This window comes from Pedobacter sp. WC2501 (assembly GCF_052682415.1).
On sequence record NZ_JBQZFI010000001.1, the window covers coordinates 1,797,009 to 1,814,173 of the forward strand.

Here is a 17,165-nt window from a genome sequence, read left to right on the forward strand (position 1 = left end):
ATCATTTTTTTTACCAATTAAAGATCCATTAACTATGCGATACTTATGGGCGTGCCTTGTTTTTTTTGCCGCGTTTACATTAAACGTTTTACCAGTTTTTTCGGTGGGTAAAAAACTTCATAAAGGCCTAACAATTAACAATTTGATCCTTCAGGATACGACGAAAATTAAGATCGTATCGGCTAAAGATTCTTTGCAAAAAGATAGCCTTGAACAGGTCAGGAAAAAAACACTTTACAACAAATTGTCTGGTGGTGTACAAAAAGATACCAGAGATTTATCACTCTTCCCTGCAATTTCATTACAGCAAAATTTAAAGGGCAATTTTGCTGGTCTGTATGTTCAGGAACCCTCGGGCGAACCAGGTTCTATTCAGAATATGTTTATTAGGGGGGCTGCAATGCCGCTATTATCTAAAAAGGATTTGTACGATGCCCAGCCTCTGGTAGTTCTTGATGGAATCCCACTAGTGCGGGAGCATCCTTTCGCTTTTGATATACAACAATTCGATTTTAATAGAATTGGTCCTGCAACTAATTTATTGGCCGGTATCGATATGAATAATATTGCATCGGTAGAGGTACTTAAAGATTTAGGTTCCACTTCTGTTTACGGGCCAAGGGGTGTTAATGGGGTAATTGTTTTAACCTCAAAAACAGCAGTGGGTAAATACCGCGCTATATCTTTCAACTCGTATATAGGCATGGTGCAAAAACCATTTGTAAATACCATTAATGGTAAATACGAAAATGAGTTCAGACAGCGCTTTTATGATGTATATACCACAAATGGCAGATATTCTGATGATGAAGAGTATCCGGTATATTTAAGCGATTCGCTAAATAATGTGTATAGTGGAAAATCAGACTGGACAGATTTATACTATAAAAATGCGCTGGTATATGGCATTAATTTCTCGCTTGCCGGCGGTACGGATAGGGCGAACTTTAGGTTTGCATTGGGTAATACCAAAAGTGAGGGTGTAGCAGATCAAACGGGTATCGACCGTTATAGCGCCACTTTCAATATCAATATGAAACCAACCAAATGGTTGTTGTTTTCGACTATGATTAATGCGAACCGTTTAAACCGCGACAGAAATAAAACCTTGCGCGACCGCTTTGCACAACTTAATTATTTTCCTGATTTAAGCGCGCCTCTACCTCCGAATAAAGATTTCTATGGTTCATACCTGCAAGAATATAAGAAAGGTTTTGATGATAATAAAACAAACTCCATTCAGGGTTATGCCAAATTAGAAGGGATTTTTGGCCGGTTTAAGGTGGTATCATCTTTTAATGCCGATTACAGTGAGGGGTATAGAGATGTTTTTTATGCCAGAACGCTTTTGCAAGGGAACAGTTATGCATCCAATTATTATGGCTTTAGCCAAAGATTAATGATGGATAACAAAGTAACTTACGATTTAAACCTGAATAAGGTTCACGATTTTCATTTTGCCTTAGGGCAATCCATGCAATGGGATATTTATAAATACAGTAACGCCTATGCTTATAAAGGTGTTAATGATTATATCAAAATCAATCTGCTGGATTCTAAACCTAAAAATGACGATGGTACGGATAACGGAGGTTATTTAACACCAGTTGCCTTTCCAAGAGAATTAACTTACCGGTTTTTAGATAAAACAGAAGATAACTTATTGTCTTTTTATGGAAAAGCCGACTACTCATTTAGCGATAAATACTTCTTATCAGCCATATTACGTTTAGATGGCTCTTCAAACGCACAACCAACAAGCCGTTGGTTTTATTCGCCAACTATTTCGGCCGCCTGGAATATCAAAAACGAATTTTTGAAAGATAACAGCTCAGTTGATGATTTAGTATTGCGTGCAAGTGCTGGTAGAATGGGGCGCACCTTCAGTTACGATAATTATACGCAGGGGCCACAATATACCGCCTCGGTTGGTTATACCGGTAATTTAACGGTACCCGGATATAATGCGTTCGGTGTTTTAACACGTCCTTATCAATTTGGCTGGGTAGGTTATGGTGTGCCCTGGTCGTACTCAGATCAACTTAATGTTGGTGCTGATGTGGCAATGTTGAAAAACCGTCTTCACGTTTCTGTTGACCTTTATAGCAAAACCGATAAAAACCAATTAATTGGCATCCCTGCTTATGCCGAATATGGTTATAAACAATCTATCGAAAGTGGAATGTCTGTTAACAACATGGGTATCGATTTTACAGTAAGTGCTCAGATCATCGCAAAAAATAAATTCTCATGGAATTCGGCCTTAAATTTCAATCACAACGCCAACGAATTGAAAGCATTGCCAAGAGGATTAGATCAGTTGGTAGTAGGGAACAGATTTTTAAAAGTTGGCCAACCGGTAGATCAATATTGGTTATTGGAGAATAATGGCATTTATACTTCAGATGCCGATGTGCCAGCGGTTAACGGACAAAAATTAAAATATAAAGGAATTGTTTTAAAGGCTGGGGATCCACGTTGGAAAGACCAAAACGGAGATAATACCATTGATGATAACGATAAAGTATTAAAAGGCCATTCATTACCAACCCTTGCAGGTGGTTTCGATAACAATTTTAGATATGGCAATTGGAGCCTGGCTACAAGTCTCTACTTCAATTTAGGCAGAAAGCTAATTAACCAGGAGATGGCTAACCATTTTGATTTTGTTAACCGCGAAGGCAATACCGATATCAGTTCTGTTAAAGAAATTACCTTCTGGGAGAAACGTGGCGATTACTCAAAATATCCACTTTACAATCCCTGGAGTACGGTAATCCCATACCGTGCAGATCAGGATCTTTTTTTAGAGAATGCTTCATTCCTAAAATTAAGGCAGGTTTCATTAGGTTACGAACTGGGTAATTTGCTCAATAAGAGGAACATCAAAATCAACAAATTCTTTGTGTACGGTGCCGTGAGTAACATTTTCACCATCACGCCATACACCGGACAAGATCCTGAACTGGTAAGCTACGACGGCGTTGATACAGGTTATGGGCAACCCATTCCGAGAACATATACCCTGGGTGTTAAAATGGACCTTTAAGATGAAAACAAGAACTAACAAAACATCAAGTAAGATGAAAAATATATTATATACACTTCTGGTTTCTATAATTGCCTTTTCGAGCTGTAATAAAGCTTTAGAAACCGATTCCACCAGGGTTGTAGGCGAAAAAAATGCCTGGAATACAGTAGAGGATGCCCGATCGGGAATTTTGGGGGTTTATGCTTTAACACGGGCTGCTTTATCAGATAATAACGGCCACTGGATTTATGGTGATGTAAGAACAGGAGAGTTTTTAAGTCCGAAAAGACAGGATTTAAAGGCTGTAATCAGCAATAATTTAAACGCAGCATATCCCGTAATGGAGGCGTTATCTGATTGGACAAGGTTTTATGCCATTGTAAACGGCGCCAACGTTTTCTTAGAAAATATCGGGCATGTAAAAGAAACAGATAAACGATACACGGGCAATAACATGACCGTGGATATTGCGCAAGCCAGGTTTTTAAGGGCTTTTGCCTATTTCTACATGGTAAGAATTTGGGGCGATGTACCATTTATTACCTCATCAGACGAAGGTAAATTTACCAATAAACCCCGCGAAAGCCAGGCCAGGATTTTAGCATGGGCTGAACAGGAAATGCTAAAAGCAGCGGCTGATCTGCCATTTATTTATAGCGGTGGCGATGTACAGCAGCCAACTGATTATTATAATGAAACTTCAGGCAGATGGGGCGGTGCTTTGGCTACAAAAGTTACGGTATACGCGGTTTTAGCTCATTTGGCAGCCTGGAATGCCGATTATACTAACGTTGCTAAATATGCCAAATTTGTTGAAGATAATTATGGCAGAAGTGCCGGCGGTTTTACGGGAAGTGCTGATTTATCAAATTCCAATGGATTTTTCTATAATAAAAACACCAGGCAGATGTTCGGTTTTAACTCCGATTATGGCCACGTGGATGGTTCATCTACCGGGCATATTGAAGAGTTAACTTTAGCTGAACCGGTTATGACTAAGTCAGTTCCTGATATTTATCTTCCGAAAGATTCGATTCTGAAATATTTCAATGTTGCCAAAGATCAAAGGTTTGCAGTTGATACATTAGGTCAGGCAAAATATGATGGAAGATATTTTACGAACATAAACGGTAAGTATCCCATTTTCAGCAAAATAAAAGTGATTCAGGGCGGAGGAACAGATCCGAACTTCAGGTATTTTACCAGTGCTTTGGTTTTTACCCGCTTAGAAGATATCGTGTTATTAAGAGCAGAAGCGCTTTCAGTTTTGGGCGACCAACAGGGAGCTTTAAATGAACTGCTTTCTGTGATGGTGAGAAGATATGATGACGGACTTTCTATAAACATAGACGACGTCATAAAATTAATCTTCGAAGAGCGCCACCGCGAATTGTTGGGTGAAGGCTCAAGGTGGTATGATCTGATCCGCTACAACAAGATCAAACAGAACGATGCCAAATTTATGAATCTCATTAATTCTGGTGGGATTTACTGGCCTATATCAAGAAAGCTGATTGCTCAGAATAGTTTATTAACCCAAAATGCTTACTGGCGCTAATGATAACGGATATGAAAAATTCAATAAAATATATAGGTGCGCTGGCAATCTTATCGTTGCTAACGTTAATTAATTCTGCCTGCAAGAAGAATGGAGGGTTTTACGATGCACCAGATCAGAATGTAACCTTTGCCGGCAATACTTACGATTATTTGAAAAGCAAACCAGGTGTTTTCGATTCGCTTATTGTAGCAATTGACAGGATGGGTTTGAAAAAAACATTAACCGATAGTAATGTTACGCTATTTGCAGTAAGCAATCCAAGCTTCCAATTGGCTTTACGGAACTTAAATACATTAAGGAAACTGTCTGACAAAGATCCGCTTTTTTTGGCCAATATTGATGCCGTTCAGTTAGATACAATGACCTCGTATTACATTATCAGAGGTAAGAAAACAACCGATTCATTAAAACTTCAGGATGGTTTAGACTTGAAAAGTGTACATATTGGTTATCCAATGCATGCGAGTGTAACCAAAATATCGGCTTCTGGTCAGGTTGGTGCCGGACCAGAGGTTATTAATTTTGATAATACCAAAAAAAGCAAATTCGTTCGCAACTGGGCAACCAGTACAACCTCATCAAACAACATTAGAACCAAAAATGGGGTCGTACACGTGATCAGTGCCGATCACGTATTCGGCTTTAATGAATTCGTTACCCGATTAACTTTTGTACCACCACCACCAAACCTTTACCTGGAAATTGGTGGTATATTTTCATCAAACCGCGAAAATGGTGGAGGTATAACCAGTGGAGAAAATTCGAGAAAAGTAATCGATGGTGATGATCATACTAAATTCCTGGCCGACTTACAAGGCGAACTATGGATGAGGTTTGAACTTAAAACACCTGCGGTTTCATCCGTATACACCTTAACGTCTGCAAATGATGCTAACGAAAGAGATCCAAAAGCATGGACTTATGAAGGCTCGATGGATGGTTCAAACTGGGTAGAATTGGATAGAAGGTCTAACTTCTTCTTTGAAGAAAGATATCAGCAAAAAGTATTTAGGTGTACCAATACGGTTGCCTACAAATTTTACCGCATTGTGATTACCGAACTCAGAAACAGTGGCACATTCCAGTTGGCTGAGTTTACCATAAACAAAACGAAATAAGTGATGCGAAATAGAAACATTAAAATAAATAGCCCGATGAAATCGATCATATATAAATATTTTGCGCTCCTTTTACTTGCTCTAACCGTTTGCAGTAGCTGTAAAAAGATTTTCGATTTACCCGATGAGAAAGATTATATCAGTAATAATGTGAATTTTAGCAATAAAATTCTGGAGCCGATAATCGGAAGAACTAATCTTATCGGCGGCTTTAACAGCGATAACTCAACCAACCCCATTACGTTCGAAATTGTAAACGTTAGGTTTGGGGATGGAAAGCCGGTGAGCGATCTTTTTACAACGGCGCCAACTTACGTATGGACAGCCCCTTATACTGGTTTGGAAAAAAGCCTGGCTGAAATTGAGGCAAAAAGAAAAATCGAAACACATCCGATATTCGAAATACGTTCATCAGGTGAATTCATCTTATGGCCATCAGCAACCAACCAGATATTGAAACCACGTCCGACGGATAGTACCAACTTTTCGCAGGATACACGCTTTTTTGATGTAAAGGTTAGAAATACCGGTGGCGAGCGCCTGATTAAAGATTTTCAGATCAGACCTTTCAGAGAGCGTCCATATGAACCATCGAACGATTTTAACGCCTACACTGGTTTGCCTGCTCCTGATCCAAAACATCCTTTTGATAAAAAATTGAGAGATTACATCCGCCCTTATTTAAATAATGTGATCGGCGCTACTTCTGAGTTAAAATTAGAAAGTAACGATGAAAAAAAGGATGCAATTGTTTACATCCGCCCACTAACATCAGGAGGTAACGGCCATTCGTTACGCATTGTGGTTTTGGGTAAAGATTCTTTACCGATCGATCCAAAGTTTTTCAATGAAACGGTCTGGGATAAAATGATCCATGGTTTCAATATCCAAAAAACCGATCAATATGTCCAGTATGATGTTGCCTATCCAATTCCATTGGTAGAAATCCCTACATCTTACGCTAGAGGCGGATCGAGGGCAAAAGCAGAGCTGAGTTACTCCCGGATTGGTTTTGGGGGTACACGTACAGTGGCCAATTTCGGTGTCGATTTCGCTATTTATAAGGCTGGCGACTGGGAAATCGTCTTTTATTTCAAAAATGAGAACCCAAAATTTGCTAACGAATAGTTGATCAATAAAGCTAATATTATGAAAAGAAATATACTTTTATATACATTACTTATTGTATGTATAATATGCTGCACGAATGCCTATTCGCAAGAAAAAAATATTATTGTAAATGGCAGGGTTCTGGATAGAGAGACCAAACAAGGGGTGCCAGGGGTATCTGTTGTTTTGCAAAGCACAAATAAAGGCTTAACGCAAACCAATGGCGATGGAAAGTTTTCGGTTAACGTACCTGTTGGAGGAACACTTTTATTTAAATTTTTAGGGTATAATAACTCATCAGTTAAAATTACCAATCAAACCAATATCACAGTAACCATCAGCGAGGATCGTAAAGATCTGAATGATGTTATTATTGTAGCCTACCAAAACAGACCAAAAGAAACAACGGCCGGATCGGTAACGGTGCTTAGCGGTAAGGATGTATCCGATATCCCGGTATCAAACATTGAAACCCTTTTACAGGGTAAAGTACCGGGGTTAAATATCCAGAACAATACAGGCGCGCCTGGTTTTAGGGGATCGGTACAGCTTCGTGGTTTATCAAGTTTAAGTATTTCGGGTAGTGGTAACGATTCATTTTTACAACCTACATCGCCATTATATATTATTGATGGCGTGCCTTTAGATGCAGATAAGGCAGCAGAGTTTGGTTTTCAAACGCAAGGTCCCGGGGTGAGCCCACTTTCGCTAATCCCTCAGGAGGATATCGAAAATATCCAAATCCTGAAAGATGCTCAGGCCACTTCCATGTATGGTTCAAGAGGTGCTTATGGGGTAATCATCATCACCACAAAAAGAGGTAATTCTAAAGTGCCGCGTATTAAATATGTATCGAACTTTTTCGTTAATGCTCCGCCTAAATTACGCGAAACATTGGGCGGTAATTCAGAACGCCAATTAAAAATCCAGCAAATTATTTTAAACGCAGAGACCATTAATCAGATCAGGGGAATTAGCAATACACCTTTTCTTGCCGATAGTTTAAATGCATATTATAATAACTCTACCGATTGGCAGGATGTATTTTACCAAACTACCTTTAACCAAAGTCATAACCTGGCTTTAGATGGTGGTGACCAAAAATTTAATTACAAAGCCAATATGGGCTATTATGCCGAAAAGGGTGTAATTAAAAACACGGGTTATAACCGTTACAATTTAAACATGAACATGGAGTTTAAGCCGAATGATAAATTCAGGTTTTTCGGTTTCGTTAATGGTTCGGTAGGTAAGCAGAATAAAGGTAACGGTGCAGGCTTACTTCAATCGGGCGTAGCTGCTAACGGTCAGGCATCAACACTTTTGCCACCTCCGTCTTTTTATCAGGCATCTGGTGGGGTATTATCTGCTTTGCAAACGCTAAACGATAATAATTCCAGAAATTTAAGGGCAAATATAGATGCACGTTACGAATTTATACCGGGTTTCGCAGCATCTTCTACCTTAAGTTATGATTACACCTCAGATACTGAAACTACATTTACACCAGCTGCGGCCAATGGATCATTTGCCAAGCTTTATGATTATAATGGCAGAAATTTCCAGTTATACAATAGAAATGCAATCACCTACGCTAAAACATTAGGCGAGAAGCATAATTTCTTTATCAATACGTTTAACGAAATTTATAAACAGGGTTCCCAATCATCAATTAGTCGGCAGGAAAGAATTCCAAACGACCAGCTTCAGGGACCAGTTGGCTTCGATGGTTATTACTCAAGAGGTGGCGGGGTTTTAAGTAGCTATAAAAATGCTACAATTGCCTCTTTCGCAGGATCGCTATCTTACGATTATGACAAAAAATACGTAGCCGAGTTCTCTTACCGTTTAGATGGTACCTCATCAAGTGGTTTGGAAAATCCATATTCTAAAAACTCTTCAGTAGGTTTAAGATGGAATTTCAACAAAGAAAACTGGTTAACCGATCAAAAATGGTTAGACTATGGTAGTTTAAGGTTAACGTGGGGCCAAAATATTGTGCCAACAGGTAATCTTCAAAGTATTTATGGTATTTATAACCTGAATGGGAATTACAACAATACGCAAACCATTGGGATTAATTACGATTTAATTCCAAATCCGGCTTTAAAGCCAACCACTACAAGTCAGTATAACCTTGGTTTTGACATTGGTTTTCTAAACAGATTCTCAATCGTTGTAGATAGTTATTTTAAAAAGGTAGATAATTTACTGTTCGATCGTATTTTATCAAATACTACAGGTTTTAATAAATTATCGAGTAACGATTTGGGTATCGCCAACTATGGTACCGAGATTAGCTTAAATGTAAAAGCCATTACCAGCAAGGATTTTGATTTATCTTTTTCGATAAACGGTGCATATAACCGCGATGTGCTCTTAAAATTACCCGAAGAGTATAACGGGCAATATATCCGCTTTGATGGTTCTGGTTATCTGCAGCATAATGTTTTCCGCGTAGGCAGAAATACCCTGTCAAACTATTTAAGAATTAACCAGGGGGTTTACAAAACAGATGCGGATGTACCTGTAGATCCGGTTACCGGAAAAAGATACCAAACAAACAATACCTTCTTTTACGGGGGAGACCCGATCTTAAAAGATGTAAATGGCGATTATATTCTGGATGGTAGGGATTACGAAATTACCGGAAACTCACAACCATTGATAACAGGTGGTTTATCGTTCACCATGAGGTATAAAAAATGGGGCCTGAATATGTACGCCAGTTATACAGCCGATAGAACAATCTTAAATAATGCCCTTGCAGATCGTATTGCCATCATGAGAGATCCGTACGCACTAAATGCCGTAGTCCCATTAGGCGATTTAAATATCTGGCAGAGACCTGGTGATGTGGCCAAATATCCATACCCTTATGATTTTAGCCGTTATGGAAATATCCAACCATTAAGAGCCGATCAAACCTTGTGGCAGGAGAGTGGTACTTATCTGAAAATTAACAATTTAACGCTTTCTTATATGTTCGATAAGAAGTTGATAAGCAGATTCGGACTGGCTAATTTAAGGATATTTGGTTCTACCAATAACTTGATTACATTTTCTAAGTATAGTGGCCCTAATCCAGAAAACGTAACCGCATTAGGTCGCGATATTTCTAACGGTTATCCTGTGCCACGTACCTATAACATTGGTTTAAACTTAGAACTTAATACAGGCAACTAAAAATATTGATTATGAAAAAAGTTATTATTTACACTTTGGTTATTGCAGCATCTTTTTGCTTGCCTTCATGTAAAAAGTTTTTAAACGTACAGCCTTTAGATAAACTAACAGGGAACAACTTTTTCCAGGCTAAAGAAGACGTTGTGGCCAATATTTATGATTTGTCGAGGATTGTTTTTAGCAAAATAAACGAAACACATTATGTTGGTGCGGTTGGAGAATACAGATCAGGTGAGGTATTACACGAAAGCCAGTCTGACAATGCCGCCTCACGCGAATATGTGGAGTTCTTAGGTCGAAATGATTTATTAAACCTGATCAGAAGAGGGCAGCCCTGGGACTATTATAATTTTGACAGAATAACAGATTGGACCGGTTATTACAGGGCAATTCAAGGCGCCAATATCCTGATCGCGAAATTAGATGAAGGTGTTCCAGGTGTTTCTGAAACAGAAAAAGGTCAGTTTAAGGCTGAAGCCGCATTTATTCGCTCGCTTTGTTACTTTACCATGGTGCGGTTATTTGGCGATGTAGTGTATTATACCGATGCATTTCATTCTACATCCTTACCCCGCGAAAATTTTGTATCCGTATTAAATAAATGTATTGCCGATTTAAATGGTTATAAAAATCAAATTCCATTTACCTATAGCGATCCTGCTTTAAAAGGCGTTCGGGCGAGTAGAGGCAGTATCATTGCCTTAATGATGGAGATGAATATGTGGAACGCAGGTTTTGACGGCGCTAACGCAAGGAAATATTATCAGGCTACTGCAGATCTGGGGAAAGAATTGGTTGCAAGTAATGCCTATCGTTTATTGCCGATTTCAGACTGGTCCACAGTGATCAAGGGCCGTTCGGATGAAAGTTTGTTCGAATTTTATCAAAGTATCAATTATGGAGATGCGGTACTGAATATTGCGCCAATTGCCGATATGTTTTTGCATTACCCATACAAAAGACCCGAATATACCCACCGTGTAAGTTTTGCTTATTACAGGGGCGAATACATGCAAAAACTCTTTCAGGATGGGGGCGACAAAAGGATCACCACCTGGTTTAACGAAGATATTTTTGCAGACAATGGTAAGTTCATGTTATTAAAATATGCCAAGAACTCTTTCATTGTTGGTGAGGAAGATGCCAATCCGGATAATACCTTTATGATTTTTAGGTACGGTGGAGAACTCCTGTTGGCGGCAGAAGCGCTTGCAAATATAGATGAAGATGCTGAAGCCATAAAACTGGTAAATATGGTAAGGAACCGTGCCGGTGCATCTCCATATACGTCTTCAAATGGAGATCTTAAAGAATTTATTTTTTACGAACGTTCAAGGGAACTGATCGGCGAGGGGCACCATTACTTCGATTTGGTTAGGACGAAGAGAATTTTAAATAGCCAATACTCCTACAACGTGCTTACATCCGATAAATTTAGTCGTGGTGCCTGGACCTGGCCAATTAACTCAGGTGCACTAAACAACAACCCATTTATGAAATTGAATGATTACTGGGTTAATGGTGGTAATTAATTTTTATAATAAAAGATATATGAAAAAGCTAATTTTTGCTTGTGCTGCTGTACTACTGATATTAAATGCTTGTAAACGTGATGAATACTACCGTGATGGAGGCTTGGCTAACCCTAACTTTGAAGGCAATATGCTTCAATATTTACAGGCTAAAAAAGTACCTTTTGATACCATAGCCCAAATTGTAAAGCTGGCGGGTATGGAAAATACCTTTTCTAATGAAGACTTTACTTTTTTTGCGCCCGATGATGAGGTAATTAAAAAAACAATTGGAACAATCAGAACTGATGGATTAAATAATTTTCTTTTTTATTCAGGAAAAGATACCGTTAAAACGCTGGATCAGATTAGTCCGGTAATCTGGAGGAGATATCTGCAACGCTACATGTTTAAGGGTGTGAATAGGTTAAAGGACTATCAGCAAATCGATTTCGATGTTAAGAGTGTTTATCCGGGCGGTTTGTATTATTCTCTTGGTGGTAATATCTCAAACATTGGCGTAACCTATGCTACCGCAAACAATATTAAATACATCGGGTACCGCCAACTAAACTTAACTTATATCCCTGATGCTTCAAAACCTAATGATAATTGGTATATCAATAAGGTAGCATCATCTGATATCAAACCAACCAATGGTGTCGTACACACTTTGGCCTACAATGACATAAGAGGTGGCGCTTATTTTGGCTTTAACGAGAGTGATTTTTTTAGTGATGTATATTTTAGCGGTTTAGCGCCCTCTGATTCCTCAAAATAATTCATAACTGGTTTTACCTCAAGAAATTAAATGATGAAAAAAATTAAATTTATATTCACAATAATCACTTTGATTGCTTTAAGCTTTCAGGGATGTAAAAAGGCAGATGATGTTATCCCTGACCCTTATGCTGATGCTAAATCGCCTTTAGGGGTGGCCATTTCGCAAACTGATGTCCCTGTTCCTGCTGTTGGCCTGGTGGGTACAAATGTAACCATCAAAGCTTCGGGTTTTGATAAATATAAAGATCAATTAAGCTTTATGTTTAACGGCGAAAAAGCTGAGGTAGTTAGTGTAACTGCCACAGAAATTACAGTTAAAGTTCCGGAAAGCGGGAGTACGGGCGTAACATCCATCGCCATTGGCGATCAGTTATTTATTGGCCCAACTTTTACCGTAAAGGGACTTATTCAGATCGATCCTACTTTTAAAGCTATAGCAGGTACCAACGGTTACGTAAGTCAGGTGTACGAAATGCTTGATGGAAGAGCTATCGTGGTAGGTAACTTTACCAACTATGATAACAAAGGTGGAGTGGTTCCAATCAATCGAATTGCCAGAACATCCATTGACGGAGAATACGATCGTACTTTCCGTACAGGAAGAGGGGCGAATGGTTCATTATTTAGGGTTTTGGAAATTGGCGGTCGCTTTATTATTGCGGGTAGTTTTAGCGGATTTAACCAGCGTACCGAAAACATCAGCAACATTACCAGCTTGTTTACCACTGGAGCAATAGATACGGTAAAAATCCAAACGAAAAGAAAGCCAACGGTTACCGATACTGTTACGCAGAAATGGTTTCCAAGGTTTAACGGTGGTACAAATGGTTATATCAACCGTTTATATGCCCATCAGGGAAAAATTTTAGCAACAGGTAATTTTAGATTTTACGTAAAAAGAACTTACGATAAGTTTAACTACGATTTATCAAGGGATACGGTAATATTGGACAGTACAGATATTCGCCAGGTTTTGCGCTTTAATTTAGATGGAAGCCTTGATAAAACATTTCGTTTTAACACTACGACCAATAAAGGGAAGGAAAGTGGAAATGGAAATATCGATAGTTATATGCATACTGATGCAGAGAAATTGGAAAAACTGGTGGTATTTGGTAGCTTTAATACGTTTGATGGTCAACCGGCCAATCGTATCGTTCGTTTAAACCCTGACGGAAACATCGATCCTTCTTTTACTCCCGGCTCAGGGGCAGATAATACCATAAGTTCATGTACTTATAATACAACTACAAAAAAATATGTAATCACTGGAATCTTTAGCCAATACAATGGTAAACCAGCATTTGGTATAGCGGTTTTAAATGATAATGGAACTTTAGATGAGACATTTGCTTCCAAATCATTTGAAGGTGGTTTTCCTGGTTTCGCCAAGCAGCTTAATAACGGATTAATTGTAACGAGCGGGAACTTTATTAAATACAATAACATTACCAGAAATGGTTTTATGGTATTAACCCCAACGGGAACATTGGCTAAGGGATACAATTCTACCGGTCCTTTTACTGGTGGCTTATCTGATGTGATCGAAACCAAATCTGCAGATGGTAAAAAAGCATTATTGTTAATTGGTGAATTTTATCGTTTTGATAATTTACCATTATATCACATCATTAGAGTAACCATCGAATAATAGATTAAGCTAACCAGATATAAATTAAGATGAGTATGATGAAAAAATATAGATTATTGATTGGCTTAATCGCAACAATAACCACCACAGCCATATTTTCTTGCAATAAAGAATTCGAAAGAACAATTGGAGATAAGAATGCCAGCGACACAACAACTGTTAAATACGGAAACCGTAAGGTACTTTATTTAGTTGTTGATGGAGCAAGGGGGCAATCGGTTTTAGACGCCAATACGCCAAATATCGATGCGATTTTGCCGCACGCGATCTACACATGGGTAGGTTTAAGTGATGCTGAGGCAATTGGAAATGCAACCAATTGGGCAGACATGTTAACCGGTGTTAAAAAAGATAAACATAAAGTTACTACTGATGCATTAACGAATAACAACCTGCAAAATTACCCAATTATCTTCAACAGGATTAAAGAGGCAAGTGCAAAATCGAAAATTGTTACCTATACCTCATCAGCGGTTTTTAAATCGTTAAATACAGGAGCCGATGTGAGTAGCCTGTTGGCAGATGATGATGCCGTTAAAGCCGGATTGATCAGCAATTTAACTAGTGATACTGCAACGGTTGTTGTAGGCCATTTTACAGGGGTTAATGCAGCAGGTGCCGCATCCGGATATGATGTTTCTTTTCCGGCCTATAAAGCAGCTATCGAAAAATTCGATACTTCTGTAGGTGAAATCCTCGCTGCACTAAAAAAGCGTCCTGATTATAACAACGAGCAATGGCTGGTGGTTATTGCATCAAGTGCAGGTGGGCAATATACTTTGCCTTCAAATGCCGATGACCAAACCATTTTTAGCCAGCCAAAAGTAAATTCATTTGTAATTTATTATGCGCCAACCTACAACAAACGAATTTTAACAAAGCCATTTACTGGTAACAGGTATTTAGGCAAAACAATCCGTTTTAAAGGGGAAGATGTAAGGGCACAGGTTGATGCTGCTGACGCAGAGGTTTACAATATAGGTGACACTACAAAAGTGACCATAGAACTTAAGGTTAAAAAGAACGAAGACAAATTTTTCTGGCCAAGTGTTTTAGGTAAACGTAATGAGTGGTCTAGCGGCCACCCAAGTGTAGGCTGGGTTATTTATTTAGAAGAAGACTATTGGTATTTTGAGTGGCGGGGTACTAAAGATGGAGATTACCATCAATGTAGGGGGGGAAGTTTTGCCAAGGGGAAATGGACAAATTTAACAGCAAAAATAGAGGTGCGTAATGGACAAAGGTTTGTTCGTACCTATACCAATGGTAGCTTTAATAATGAGCTCGAAATTACAGGTTCAGGTTCGCTGGCAAATTCTAATCCTTTAAAATTGGGATTTTTAAACGGAAATGGACACGGAGTACCAGATGTATATGTAAGTGACATCCGCTTTTTTAAATTTTCTGTTCCGGATGGAATGATCGGCAACTATGCCTGTCAAACTTCAATCGATCAAAGCCATCCATACTTTAATTTTCTGGTAGGGTATTGGCCAGCAACAGATGGTAATGGTAATATCATGGCAGATATAAGTTCTCAGGCGCATGATTTTAAATTTCAGGGAACCTATGCCTGGGAGAGTTTTAACGATTTAATCTGTCCTCCGGCACCAGAAACACTAGCCATATTTGTTCCTCAAACATCAGATATCCCTGCACAGATTATAAACTGGTTAAAGATTGCCAATAAACAAACATGGGGGCTTGATGGCCGGGTTTGGTTAGATCAATAACAGATTTGCTGATCATTTAAAATATCATAAAATGAAAAAAATTATATATATCGCATTGATAAGTTTAGCCATCATTGGTGTTTATTCTTGTCGCAAATCACAAATAGACGATTTAAAATTGCCGGATCCCAATACCAGGAGTGTAACAGGAGAAGGTATTGTCGCCGGAAACGTTTCCATAGATAACGAATACATTAAAGTTCCTTTTAAAATTTCTTTAACGGGCGTTGCAGAAGAGGCCTTTCAGGTAGGTTTAACTTTAAATAATGATACTGTTACGCAGTTAATTAATAATGGAACCATTACAAATGCAATTCTAATGCCGTCTGCAGGGGTAGAATATCCCAATGTGATCAACGTGGCTTATGGAACCGATAACAGCGAAGGTGTTGCTATTGTTCGCCGGTCAATATTGGAGCGTAATTATGGTAAAAAAGTTGTTTTCGCCCTAAAGCTTTCCGCTCCCGGTAAAGGAAATAAGATTGCAGCCGGCAAATCTACCATCATGGTTATTATTAATACTGCCGATTTGTTAAAACCTACCGACATACATTATTTAACTTTAAATGGCGGTGGTACCTATAATGTAGTGTACCAGGGCGATTACATTGTAGGTCCTGCCGGGGTAACGATTCCACTTATTGTAAGTTTAGAAAACCAACCCTCAACAGCTTTCAATATTAAAATCAAAGAAAACATAGATACCATTGCTACTTTAGTTGGCAGGGGAACTTTGCCCGCAGATGCAATACACCTGGATGCTAAAGATTATAGCGTTGATACTTTGGTTCGGTTTGCTACTGGTGCTTCGGGTACGATCGTCAGACTTCAGATCCCATGGCCGGTTTTCGATGCCAACATTGTTGCAAATAAAAAATTTGCATTCGCTTTCAGCATTAGCGAGGCCAGCAATCATGTAATTCACCCAACCAAGAGTAAATTAATAGTGATTGTAAATCCTAATGTAAATTTGGATAATAACTCTTACATCACCGGAAACGGTACTGGTTTAACCGCAAAATATTATACCAACACTCAGTTGGATCCAAATGACGGACGCGCTCCATTTCTGACCAGGGTTGATGAGACAATTAATTTTGGTGGAGACGATTGGCCCAAGAATGTTAGAGAAAATGATTCTAGCCCGTCTTTAAGCTATGATAATTTTGCTTCAAGATGGACAGGAGAATTTTTAGCGCCGGTTAGAGGCGATTATATATTTTATCAAACAGAGTGGGATGATGGAGCAAGATTATTTATTGATGGTAAAGCAATTATAGATGATTATACAACACAGTGGGATAAGCCGTCTAGGAATGCGAATATCCATCTTGAAAGAGGAGTGAAATATAAAATAGAGGTTCATCATCGTGAAAACGTGGGTGGACAACAGGCCAGATTAAAATACGAAGTTCCATCTGCGGGTATTAATGGGGCACGTGTTGTTCCAAAATCTCAATTATTTCCAACACCTTAAATAT

Annotated in this window: 10 protein-coding genes; all 10 read left to right on the forward strand. The window is 38.7% G+C overall.

The window, feature by feature from the left end; translation table 11 throughout:
• Positions 1 to 34 precede the first annotated feature (34 nt).
• From ACUN24_RS07815 to ACUN24_RS07860, 10 genes are read left to right on the forward strand one after another with little or no spacing between them, the layout of a single operon-like run.
• Positions 35 to 3,049, forward strand: coding sequence for a SusC/RagA family TonB-linked outer membrane protein (locus ACUN24_RS07815; protein WP_445561983.1), 3,015 nt, complete (start codon positions 35 to 37; stop codon positions 3,047 to 3,049).
• A 34-nt stretch (positions 3,050 to 3,083) separates the two neighbouring features.
• The gene (locus ACUN24_RS07820) at positions 3,084 to 4,589 is read left to right on the forward strand and encodes a RagB/SusD family nutrient uptake outer membrane protein (protein ID WP_445561984.1); all 1,506 of its coding nucleotides are present in this window, start codon (positions 3,084 to 3,086) and stop codon (positions 4,587 to 4,589) included.
• A gap of 11 nt (positions 4,590 to 4,600) precedes the next feature.
• Positions 4,601 to 5,710 (forward strand): discoidin domain-containing protein, encoded by a 1,110-nt coding sequence (locus ACUN24_RS07825; RefSeq protein WP_445561985.1) that lies wholly within the window; start codon positions 4,601 to 4,603, stop codon positions 5,708 to 5,710.
• Between the two features lie 36 nt (positions 5,711 to 5,746).
• Positions 5,747 to 6,838, forward strand: a complete 1,092-nt coding sequence (locus ACUN24_RS07830; protein WP_445561986.1) for a DUF5007 domain-containing protein — start codon at positions 5,747 to 5,749, stop codon at positions 6,836 to 6,838.
• 21 nt (positions 6,839 to 6,859) lie between these two features.
• A complete protein-coding gene (locus tag ACUN24_RS07835) occupies positions 6,860 to 10,006 on the forward strand; it encodes a SusC/RagA family TonB-linked outer membrane protein (RefSeq protein WP_445561987.1) in 3,147 nt (1,048 codons plus the stop codon).
• 11 nt (positions 10,007 to 10,017) lie between these two features.
• Positions 10,018 to 11,538: a RagB/SusD family nutrient uptake outer membrane protein gene (locus ACUN24_RS07840; protein WP_445561988.1), complete on the forward strand. Its 1,521-nt coding sequence runs from the start codon at positions 10,018 to 10,020 to the stop codon at positions 11,536 to 11,538.
• Between the two features lie 19 nt (positions 11,539 to 11,557).
• A complete protein-coding gene (locus ACUN24_RS07845; RefSeq protein ID WP_445561989.1) occupies positions 11,558 to 12,298 on the forward strand; it encodes a fasciclin domain-containing protein in 741 nt (246 codons plus the stop codon).
• Between the two features lie 30 nt (positions 12,299 to 12,328).
• On the forward strand, positions 12,329 to 13,951 hold the full coding sequence (locus tag ACUN24_RS07850; protein WP_445561990.1) for a DUF5008 domain-containing protein: 1,623 nt from the start codon (positions 12,329 to 12,331) through the stop codon (positions 13,949 to 13,951).
• A 35-nt stretch (positions 13,952 to 13,986) separates the two neighbouring features.
• The gene (locus tag ACUN24_RS07855; protein WP_445561991.1) at positions 13,987 to 15,684 is read left to right on the forward strand and encodes a DUF4983 domain-containing protein; all 1,698 of its coding nucleotides are present in this window, start codon (positions 13,987 to 13,989) and stop codon (positions 15,682 to 15,684) included.
• 31 nt (positions 15,685 to 15,715) lie between these two features.
• A complete protein-coding gene (locus tag ACUN24_RS07860) occupies positions 15,716 to 17,161 on the forward strand; it encodes a PA14 domain-containing protein (RefSeq protein ID WP_445561992.1) in 1,446 nt (481 codons plus the stop codon).
• Positions 17,162 to 17,165: the final 4 nt, after the last annotated feature.